Raw genomic sequence first — 10,517 nt, 5'->3', positions numbered from 1 at the left:
GGGGCAAGCCCCCAGACCCCCACAATCCAGCCCGTCCGGCGTTTGAGGACGCGCCCGCAGGGCGCTGGGGTCCGGGGTCTCCCCGGTTTCGGGAAGGGGCGGGTAGGGGCGGGTAGGGGAAAAAGCCCGCCGCAGGCGCCAACCGACCGAAACGAAACGATCAGCGCGCCAAGTCCGCAGGACACCCCGTGCCACGCGGCAACTTATAAGGCGAAGCGATCCGATACGTGCCGGCCCGCGGAGCGTAAAGCATCGTCCAGTCATCCTCAGGCTGCCCCGCCCGAGGCTCCTGCACCTGCTTCACCAGGCAGCCGTTCACATTGACCGCCGGCTCCCCGTGCGGGCCGGGCTTCGGCGGCTGGACGGCCTTGCCGTCCTTGTCGACGACGCTCAGCCACGGGGAGTACGGGATCCGGATGAGCACCTGGCCCGCGGACTTCACGGTGATCGTGACCTCGTTGGCCTCGACGCGGTCGACGACGGCCGGCGGGTCGGCGAGCGGGGTCGGCGCGTCGACCTCGTAGACCCGCCAGTTGTCGTCGGACCACACCTGCCGCAGGTACGGCTGGCCCTTGACGACGAGCTTGGCCTCCGCCTTGGCGGCGTCGTCGGGCTCGTCGGTGGGCAGCACGACGTAGTGCACGGCCCAGCGGTCGAGCCAGGCGCGGTAGCTGGAGGGGTTGAGCAGGTCGGGCTCGTAGAAGAGCGGGTTGCGCTCGCGGTCCGCCTGCCGGTTCCAGCCGCGGGCGAGGTTGACGTACGGCGCGAGGGCCGACGCCTCGCGGTGGCTGCGGGCCGGGACGACCTCGACGCGCCCGCGGTCGGCGTCCAGCTTGTGCAGCCGGTCGACCAGGGGCGCGAGCTCCCGCGCCCAGGACGCGGCGGGCGTGGTGTGCATGATGTCGCCGATGGCGTTGGTCGCCTGCCAGACCGAGCAGGTGAGCAGGGCGAGGACGAGCGCGGTCCAGCCCCGGGCCGAACGCAGCAGCTCCGCACGCGGCGGAACTTTGCGCTCCGTGAGGACGGCGACGAGCACGACCCCGCCGAAGACCATGCCGAGCCGGGAGATGTTCGTGCCGATCTGCGACGGGATCAGCCAGACCAGCAGCACACCGAGGACGTAGAGCGCCGACACCATCCGCACCGTGCGCCACTGCTTGGGCACGAAGACCACCCCGAAGATCCCGCTGAGCAGCGGCAGGATCGCGGAGGGGAAGAACATCGGCTGCTGGCCGGAGAAGGGGAACAGCCAGGCCGACAGAGCGACCACCGCGACCGGCGGCAGCCCCAGCGCGTACGCCGCCGGACGGCGCTTGCCGAGCCACAGCGCGGCCGCCACTATGCCCACGAAGAGCCCGGCGACCGGGCTCCCTGCGGTGGCCAGCGCGGCCGCCGCCCCGGAGAGCGCGGCCCGCCCCCACTTGTACCTGCCCTCGGTGCGCCACCGCACGGGCCACGCGAAGATCGCGGCCACGGCCGCCAGCCCGAACATCATGCCGAGCCCGAACGTCACCCGCCCGGAGATCGCGTTGCAGGTGAGCGCGACCGCGCCGTAGAGCGCGGGCCACAGGGGCCGCCGCACGGCGCGGCTGCGCACCAGCAGCAGGGCGATCAGCCCGGCGGACACCGTGCCCGCGATCATCATGGTGGGCCGGACACCGAGCTGGGCCATCAGGTACGGCGAGATCGCGCTGTACGAGACGGGGTGCATCCCGCCGTACCAGGAGAGGTTGTACGCCGACGACGGGTGCTGGAGCGCGAACTCCGCCCAGGCGTCCTGGGCGGCGAGGTCCCCGCCGCTGTTGGCGAACACCAGGATCCACAGCACGTGCAGCAGCGCGGCCACGAGGAGCGTGGTGAGCACCGGCCGCCCGGCGAGGGTGCGGGCGGCGTGCAGCAGGCGCTCCCGCACGCTCCCGCCGCCCTGCGGCGGGCGGTCGGGTACCCGTATCCGGGAGGGGGTGTCCTTCTTGCCGGACGGCTCCTCCGGTTTCCCGGCGCGCGTCGGCCCCACGGTGGTCACTGCTGCTCTCCCCGTCTCCCCCGAGGTCATCCCCCATCTTCACGCTGTCCCGGTTCCCACGGGTAGCGGCACGGCGTTCCGGCCGTACTCAAACCCTCGCGACGCTAGCACGCCGGGCCGAAGTGGCCCGCACCGAGAAAGGGCTCCTGGTCCGTACGCACTCGTACGGACCAGGAGCCTCGCGTTCCTGTCTGCCCGGCGGCTCAGCCGAGGCGCGTCAGCTTCGCGCCGAAGCCGGGCTCGGCCAGCGGCTCCTTGAGTGCCACCGGCACCTTCATCGCGCTCGGGCCGCTGCCCACGGTCAGCTCGCCGACCTCGGTGCCCGCCTTCGCGGAGTGCGGCACGGGCTTGCCGCCCTTGCCCACGACGAGCTTCGCGGTCATGCCGGGCCAGCCGACACCGGTGAGGTCCCGGGTGGCGACGACCGGGGTCTTCCCGCCCAGGCCGTCGTCGACGTAGCCCACGACGTCGCCCTTGCTGACGAGCTTCGCCGAGGTCAGCGCGTTCTGCACGTCCTCGATCATCTTGTAGCTGACCTTCTTGACCAGCTTCAGGCTCATCTCGGCGTTGACGTCGGGACCGCCCTTGAAGTGCTGGGCCATCGTGACGCCGAGGATCAGGTTCTCCTTGCCGTTGATGGTCCGCTTGGCGGCCCACATCAGGGTGCCGCCGGCCGGGGTGGAGGAACCCGTCTTGATGCCGAGGCCACCAGGCTTGATCAGCAGCTCGTCGTTGTTGTTGTTCAGGTGCTGGCCACCGGCGACGTTGGTGTTGGGCTTGGCCACGATCTCCCGGAAGACGTCGTCCTTCATGACCTCCTCGGCCAGCTTCAGCTGGTCGACGGCCGTGCTCTTGGTCGTCTCGTCCAGGCCGCTGGGGTCGGTGTAGGTCGTGTTGGTCATGCCCAGCGACTTCGCCGCGTCGTTCATCTTCGCGACGAACGCCTCCTTGGACTGGGCGTCCCAGCGGGCCAGCAGGCGGGCCGCGTTGTTGCCGGAGGGGATGAGCAGCATCTGGAGCAGGTCGTACTCCGAGACCTTCTCGCCCTGCTTCAGGGTCACCAGCGACTCGTCCTTGGCGTGGGAGTCCTGCTCCGCCTGCGCGTCGACCGTGATGTCGGGACCCTTCTCACCCTTCTTGAGCGGGTGGTCCTTGAGGATCACGTAGGCGGTCATCACCTTGGCGACGCTCGCGGTCGGCGTGGGCGTCTCGTCGCCGTACGTGCCCAGGCTGCCGACCCCCGCGACCTTGGCCGCGGCCTGGCCCTGGTCGGGCCACGGCATGGCGAACTTCTCGCCCGGGAAGGTGTACGTGGCCTTCGCGGCGGCCGTCGTCAGCGTCGGGGCGGGCAGCGGGCGGAACGCCTGCACCACGCAGAAGATGATCGCCAGCAGCACCACGATCGGCGCGTAGATCTTCACCCGGCGCAGCGTGCTGCGGACCGGGGTGGGCGCGGGCGGCGGCGTGTTCGTCAGCTGCGCGAGCAGGTCCAGCGGCGCGGCGGGCTGCTCGGGCGCGGCGTCCGCCCCGGGCTTCGGGGCCGCCGGCTCCTGCGGCTCCGCCGGAGCCTTCGGCTTCGTCTTCGGCGGGGCGGGGGGCGGCGTGACCGAGACGGGTATGGCCGGCTTCTCGGCGGACTTCGCGGGCGCGCCGTCCAGCGACTTCAGCGGCACGAACTGGCTGGTGCGCTCGGAGTCCGACTCGGCCTCGGGCGCCTTCGGCGCCTTGATCAGCGCGGTGGGCTGATCGTCGGAGCCGGCCTTGGCGGGCGCCTTCGCGGGTGCTTCGGGTGCCTTGATGAGCGCCGTGGGCTGGTCGCCGGATCCGGTCTTGGCGGCTGCCTTGGCGGGAGCCTTGGCAGAGGCCTTGACCGCGCCGAAGACGGCGGTGGGCTGATCGGCGGCGGGCTTGCCGGCACCGCCCTTCTCGGCGGCGTCCTTCCCGGCGGCGTCCTCGGCCTTGGGGCGCACCGCGCCGAAGACGGCCGTGGCCTGGTCGGCCGCGGGCTTCCCGGCACCGTCGGGCTTCTCGGACTTCTTCGCCTCGCCGTCGGTCACCCGGACCCAGGAAGGCTTCTGAACGCCGTCGCCGGACTTGCCGGAAGCGGCGGCGGGCTTGTCACCGCCGGGCTTGTCACCGCCGGCCTTGTCAGCGTTGGCCTTCTCGCCGTCCGCCTTCGGGCGCAGGGTGCCGAAGACGGCCGTGGCACGGTCCTCGGCGGGCTTCTCCGAACCGTTCGACGGCTTGCCGCCGTCGGCCTTCTCGGCGCCGTCCTTCGCCTTGGGGCGCACCGCGCCGAAGACAGCCGTGGCGCGGTCGGCAGCGGGCTTCCCGGCACCGTTCGCGGGCTTGTCACCGTCGGCGCCGTCTGCACCGTCGGGCTTCGGCCGCACCGCGCCGAACACGGCGGTGGCACGGTCGGCGGCGGGCTCGGGCTTCTTGTCGCCGGGAGCGGTTCCGGCGGCGCCGGCTGCACCGTTCGGCTCTTCCGCGTCGTCGACGGCCGCGTCGGCGACCCACGCCGCGACGGCGGCCTTCAGGCGCGCGTCACCGCCACGCACGGCCGCCTTGCCCGGGTCCTCACCCGGCGAAACGGGCGGCTTTTCGTCGGAATCCGCGCGCTCGGGGGTTTCCTCGGACTTCGAAGGCCGCGCGTCGGACGCGGCGGAGGTTTCCGATTCCCGGAAAACCCCCAGCCGCGGGTCGCGCTCGCCTTCAGTCGTCTCCCCCGACGACTTCCGCTGCTCCGACTTGTCGGGGGACTCGCCCGCCACCGATGCCTCCTCGAATTCCCACGCCATACGCCGTCACGGGGCGCGACTGCCCCGCCCAGGACCTTCACAACGCTTACCAGTGTCCTTCGTCGCCGCCTCGCGACCGCGCAACCGCACCGTCAAAGGGCTTCGACTGGCCTCACCGACGTGCTAGACGAGACGACATACCTACCGGTTCCCACCCGAAGCCACCACGCACTCTCGACAGACCAATGTGAGAGGGGTCACCCTGTCACTCATCCACGCGGGGAGGCATGGATGGGCAGGAGCCGCAGAACAATTCCGGAGGAGCTTCTGCTGCTCGCCTTGGACCCGGCCACGGGTACCACGGCGCAGCCGCAGTCGCTCGACCTCGGTCTCGCCGGGGCACAGCTCGTCGAGCTGGCTCTGGCCGGACGGATAGCCCCAGACGGGGATCGTATCGCCGTGGTGATGCCACGGCCGACAGGAGATCCGACCCTGGACTCCGCACTGGAGCTGCTGCGTCGCCGCGGCAGCCCGGTCCGCGCCGTCCACTGGATCGGCGGGCCCCGGCTGGGGCTGCGTCAGACGTATCTCACGCATCTGGAGCGGTGCGGCATGGTGCATGCCGTGGCGGGCCAGATGTGCGGGGTACTGCCGACGACCCGTTATCAGGCCACGGACACGGCCATCAGCCGGGAGATCAGGGCCCGGCTGGACAGCGCGATCCGCACCGGCGTCCCGCCGGACCCGCGGACCGCGGCGCTGGCCGCGCTGGCCCACGCGGTGGGTCTGGGCAAGCATCTCTACCCCGGTAACGAGGGGCGGTCCTCCCGCTCCCGGCTCCGGGATCTGATCAGGCACGACCCGATGGGCGGGCTCGTGGCCCACGCCGTCATGGACGTGCAGAACGGCGTCGGCGCACAGCCACGGCGACAGCCGGCCACGGCCGGCGGCAGCAACGGCCCAGGACGCCGTACGACGTCCGTCCGGGCCACGGTGGAGCCCTCCGGGGCCTCCGCCCAGCAGATGGCGCACGGGGCGGCCGTGATGGCCCGCGCGGGCGCTTCCTGAACCGGTCCCCCAGCCGGTGAATCGTTAAGCCGCCAGGCAGTCCGGCACCGCGGCGACGCCGCGGCCGGCACCGCCGGCGGCCCCGGCAACACCTTCGGCACGACGCGTAGTACAGCTTCGGCACATTTGACACACCCTCAGTTCCACCCGCTCCACCGGCCGCACCGCAGTCCTCCGGCCCGGTCCGGGAGCCGCGGAACCGCGCGGGGTGGTGGGCCTGTCGCCCGGGACGGCGGCACGGTCCGCCGCCCCGCGCACGCATCTGCCGTCCCACCGCGCCGCCGCACGTCACACCCCTTGCCGCGGGTCACCGCCGGTGGACCCTGTGTAGGCCGTTTTCCAGCGCCGCCCCGGCCAGTGGTGGCAGGCTGCGAGGTCAGGAGACAGAGCATGACGGAGCCGGAGGTGCGTCCCGTGGCGTCCAGTGTCAATCCCACCGTTAGGCGACGCCGCTTGGGGCAGGAGCTGCGCAAGCTCCGCGAACTCAAGGGCATGACAGCCGAGGAAGTGGCCGAACGGCTACTCGTCTCGCAGTCGAAGATCAGCAGGTTGGAGAACGGCCGACGGAGCATCAGCCAGCGTGACGTCCGCGACCTGTGCGGGGTGTACGGGGTCGAGGACCACCGCATCGTCGATTCGCTGATGCAGATGGCGAAGGAGTCGCGCCAGCAAGGCTGGTGGCACGCCTTCGGCGACATCCCCTACAGCGTCTACATCGGCCTGGAGACCGACGCCGCCTCGCTGCGGGTGTACGAGGCGTCGCTGGTCCCGGGCCTGTTGCAGACCCCCAACTACGCGAGCGCGGTGACGGAGGGGTCCTGGCCGGAGGCCACAGCGGCCGACATCGAGCGCCGCGTGCAGGTCCGCATGCGACGGCAGGAGCGCATCACCGACCCCGACAACCCGCTGCGCCTGTGGGCCGTCATCGACGAGTCCGCGCTGCGCCGGATCGTCGGCAACCGCTCCATCATGCAGGAACAGATGCGCAAACTGGTCGAGTTCAGCATGGAGCCCCACATCACCGTGCAGGTGCTGCCGTACGACGTGGGCGCGCACCCGGGGATGTACGGCAAGTTCTGCATCCTCGAATTCAACGACCCGCAGGACGCCAGCACCGTCTATCTGGAGGGCATCACCAGCGACCTGTATCTGGAGAAGCCGAATGATGTCCAGACCTACAGCGTGATGTATGAGCATTTGCGTATGCAGGCACTCAATGCCGAACACTCACGGCAGTTCATCGAGCACGTCGGCGAGGAGTGGGCGACCGACTGAGACGCGAAAGGGCCGCACGGTACACCGCACATCCTGTTTCAGGGAAGAGACTTCCTGGATATGCCATCCGGTCGAGTGAATGGGCCATTCATCAGCTGATGTTGGCGCGTACCGTCGTCGGCGTCTGGGGAATCCGGTCGGACAACCGGCCTTCCACCCAGGCGATATCGACAGCGACTCACCCAAGGCATGGGAGCAATCATGGCGATCCAGCAGGGAAACACCACGTGGCGTAAGTCTTCGTACTCGCTGGCCAACGGCGACTGCGTGGAGGTCGCCTCCCCCCTCCCCCTGACCATCGCGGTTCGTGACTCCAAGGAGCCGCAGCGCGCGGCGCTGAGCTTCGGCCCGGACGCCTGGTCCGCGTTCGTGGCGACCGTCACCTCTGCCGCCTGATCCATCGGCCGATCCGATTCTTCTCGGCAGTCCCGTGCGGAGCCCTCTCATCCTGGCGGCTGAGGGGGCTCGGCCGTTTCCGGGGGCGGGTTGCTGGCGCCTGCGGCGAGCTTGTTCCCCAGCCCCGCCCCTTCCCGGCTGCATCTGATGTGCGGCTCCGCCGCGTGGGGGCGCGTGCCCCAGACCCTCAGCTGCGGGCCCGTCGGCGCCTGCGGCGGACTTTTCCCCCACCCCGCCCCTTCCCGAAACTGGGGCTCCGCCCCAGACCCCGACGCGCGGGTCCGTTGCCGCCTGCGGCGGGAGCTCCCCCAGCTACCGCTGGGAGGTGCCCCCAGCGGGCGCGTCCTCAATCGCCGGACGGGCTGGATGTGCGGACCGTAGTCCGCAGTGCCTGCGGCCCGCAGGTCGCGAACCACGGTCCGTGAAATTCAGCCCGTCCGGCGCTTGAGGACACCGCGCGAAGCGTGGTTGGGGGTCTGGGGGTCTCCCCCAGTTTCGGGAAGGGGCGGGGCTGGGGAACAAGCCCGCCGCAGGCGCACCCGGCAGCCGGCCCGCACCCACCCCCGCCACCCCCTACCGCGGATACCGCGCCAGCCAAGCCGACTTCGGCGCCGCAGGCCCATGCAGGCCCGCCCCCTCCGTCAGCTCCATCGCGAAGTCGTCCGCCAGCTCAAGGATCGTCGCCCGCCCCTCCAACTCCGCGACCCAGGCGGCAGGCAAGGCCGTCTCCCCGTGCAGCGCACCGAGGAAGTTGCCGCACAGGGAGCCCGTGGAGTCGGAGTCCCCGCCGTGGTTGACCGCGAGCAGCAGGCCGTGGCGTACGTCCTCCGCCACCAACGCGCAGTACACGCCCATGGCCAGCGCCTCCTCCGCCACCCAGCCCTCGCCGAGGGAGGCGACCCGCTCCGGCGACGGCATTCCCTGCCGCACCGCGCCGAGCGCCTGCTGGAGGGCGCCGCTGGTCTCCTCGTGGCCGGGGTGGGTGGCCAGGACGGCCAGCGCCCGCTGGACGGCGCCGTCCAGGCCGTCGCCGCGCGCCGCACCGTGCACGATGACGGCGAAGGCGCCCGACGCCAGATAACCCGACGGGTGGCCGTGCGTCTGCACGGCGCATTCGGCGGCGAGTTGGAAGACGAGATCCGGCTCCCAGCCCACCAGCAGCCCGAACGGTGCGGAGCGCATCACCGCGCCGCAGCCCTTGGAGCCCGGGTTCTTGGGTGCCGCCAAGGTGCCCATGGTGGTGTCGGCGAGGCCGGACAGGCACGCGTTGCCGGGTGCCCGTCGCGCGTACAGCCACTCCTCGCGCGCCAGCCAGCCGGCGTCCGGCTCACGCTCGTCGGGGCCCCAGTCGCGCTGGGTGGCGGCCCAGCGGAGGTGGGCGCGGTGCACGTCGGTGGGCGGATGCCAGGCGCCGGTGTCCCGTCGCACATGGGCCCGTATCAGCCCGTCCACGGTGAAGAGCGTCATCTGGGTGTCGTCGGTGACCGCGCCGCGCCGCCCGTACGCGGGCACGTAGTCGGTGACGCCCTCCGGCCCGTGGGCGGCGCGGATCGCGTCGAGGGAGTCGAACTCGATCCCCGCGCCGAGCGCGTCGCCGATCGCCCCGCCGAGCAGGCAGCCGCGCACCCGGGCGCGGAAGTCCTGCTGTTCTGCTCGGCTCCACAGCGCGGGGGTCGCGCCGGCGGTCGTGGTCACGTCCTGGCCTCCTGGCGTCGCTTCGTTCCGTCGGTGTCCGACACGGCTACAGCACTGTAATCGAGCCCCTCACCGGGCCTTCAGCCCTTGACCGGCCGGACCGTGGCCATGATCTTGTCGATCTCGGCCTCCGGCAGCGCGTCGGGCACGCCCTGGTCCGCGTAGACGACCCAGCTGTGGAACTTCCCGTCCGGCAGCTTCTCCACGATGCTCTTGGCGATCGCGGTGGCCGGAACGCAGCTGCTCGGGCGGTTGGCCACGGTCACCTTGGCCGTCGCCGTCCAGCCGTCGATGCCGTTGTGCTTCCACGGCTTGGCCTCGGACACCTCGATCTTCGGCTTGTTCGTCTTGCCGCCGTAGGCGAAGAAGCCCCAGTTTCCCGCCCAGTTCCGGGCGTTCTCCTGGATGCTCAGCGACGTGTCGCCGCCCATGGTGCCGACCGTGGCGAGCTGGCCCTTGCCCGCCTCGCCGAGCGCCTTGGGGTTGGCGCTCGATGCACAGCCGCCCTCGCGGAAGTGGGCCACGTCCCGCATCGTGATCTCCGGCTTGCCGGACTCGTCGACGTACGACGACATCGTGTCCTGCGGCAGGAGGTTCCACTGAGTCCCCTTGCCCGGCACGTCGTACCGGAAGCGGTACTCCCTGGCGGTCTGCGTCTGCCAGCCGGCGACCATCGGCTGGGCGCCCGAAGGCGCCGGGCTGTCACCGCCCGCGGGCTTGTCGTCCTTCTTGCCGCCCGGGGCGGGAGCGACGGCGTTCCGGTCCTTCCCGGCCTCGTCGCTCTTCTTGTCGTCCTTCAGCAGGAAGAACGCGCCGCCACCGATGACGGCCAGCGCCACGACACCGCCGACGACGGCGAGCAGGGTCTTGTTGCCGTTCCGCTGCGGAGCGGGAGCGGGCGGCTGCGGGGGCGGCTGCATGCCGTACGGGTGCGGCGGTTGCATGCCGGGCGGCGGGGGCGGCTGCATGCCCGGCGGCGGGGGCGGCGGGGTCACGGCCGGCTGTGCGAAGACGGTCGGCTGCGCGTGCAGCCCGCCGCCTCCGCCGCCGGGCGGCGGCACCACCGCGGGTTGGTCGACGGCCGTGGCCTCCGGGGACTGCTGAGGTTGATGCGGCTGCTGGGGATTCTGAGGCCAAGACATGCGCGTTACTTTATGCAGTGCACTGTCGCGGTCGGGTTGAGGTGATTCGACAGGTTGGCAACTGTGGGTGTGGGGGCGGGTGGCGCCTGCGGCGGGCTTTTTCCCCAGCCCCGCCCCTTCCCGAAACCGGGGAGACCCCGGACCCCAGCGACCTTCGGTCGCGTCCTCAAACGCCGG

7 protein-coding genes are annotated in these 10,517 nt (G+C 71.5%); 3 read left to right on the top strand and 4 right to left on the bottom strand.

Features of this window, described 5'->3' with window-relative positions; all coding sequences use genetic code 11:
* Window positions 1-160: 160 nt before the first annotated feature.
* Window positions 161-2,023, bottom strand: coding sequence for an MFS transporter (locus AB0435_RS33270; RefSeq protein ID WP_366008452.1), 1,863 nt, complete (start codon window positions 2,021-2,023; stop codon window positions 161-163).
* A gap of 203 nt (window positions 2,024-2,226) precedes the next feature.
* Complete coding sequence (locus tag AB0435_RS33265; protein ID WP_366428654.1) at window positions 2,227-4,797, bottom strand: serine hydrolase; 2,571 nt, start codon at window positions 4,795-4,797, stop codon at window positions 2,227-2,229.
* 258 nt (window positions 4,798-5,055) lie between these two features.
* Between AB0435_RS33265 and AB0435_RS33260 the strand changes: the two genes are divergently transcribed.
* The 3 genes from AB0435_RS33260 (at window position 5,056) to AB0435_RS33250 (ending at window position 7,503) form a co-directional block, all read left to right on the top strand.
* Complete coding sequence (locus AB0435_RS33260; RefSeq protein ID WP_366008450.1) at window positions 5,056-5,832, top strand: GPP34 family phosphoprotein; 777 nt, start codon at window positions 5,056-5,058, stop codon at window positions 5,830-5,832.
* A 414-nt stretch (window positions 5,833-6,246) separates the two neighbouring features.
* Window positions 6,247-7,107, top strand: coding sequence for a helix-turn-helix transcriptional regulator (locus tag AB0435_RS33255; protein WP_366008453.1), 861 nt, complete (start codon window positions 6,247-6,249; stop codon window positions 7,105-7,107).
* 201 nt (window positions 7,108-7,308) lie between these two features.
* Window positions 7,309-7,503 (top strand): DUF397 domain-containing protein, encoded by a 195-nt coding sequence (locus AB0435_RS33250; protein ID WP_366008449.1) that lies wholly within the window; start codon window positions 7,309-7,311, stop codon window positions 7,501-7,503.
* A gap of 573 nt (window positions 7,504-8,076) precedes the next feature.
* On the opposite strand, the gene AB0435_RS33245 is transcribed toward AB0435_RS33250, so the two are convergent.
* The gene (locus AB0435_RS33245) at window positions 8,077-9,198 is read right to left on the bottom strand and encodes an ADP-ribosylglycohydrolase family protein (RefSeq protein ID WP_366428653.1); all 1,122 of its coding nucleotides are present in this window, start codon (window positions 9,196-9,198) and stop codon (window positions 8,077-8,079) included.
* Window positions 9,199-9,278: 80 nt separating this feature from the next.
* Window positions 9,279-10,340: a hypothetical protein gene (locus AB0435_RS33240; RefSeq protein ID WP_366428652.1), complete on the bottom strand. Its 1,062-nt coding sequence runs from the start codon at window positions 10,338-10,340 to the stop codon at window positions 9,279-9,281.
* Between the last annotated feature and the right edge of the window lie 177 nt (window positions 10,341-10,517).

The sequence above is a fragment of the Streptomyces sp. NPDC051173 genome (assembly GCF_040689515.1).
GTDB lineage: Bacteria > Actinomycetota > Actinomycetes > Streptomycetales > Streptomycetaceae > Streptomyces.
Note: the sequence above shows the minus strand (reverse complement) of the source record. Positions and strands in the feature narration are given on the sequence as shown.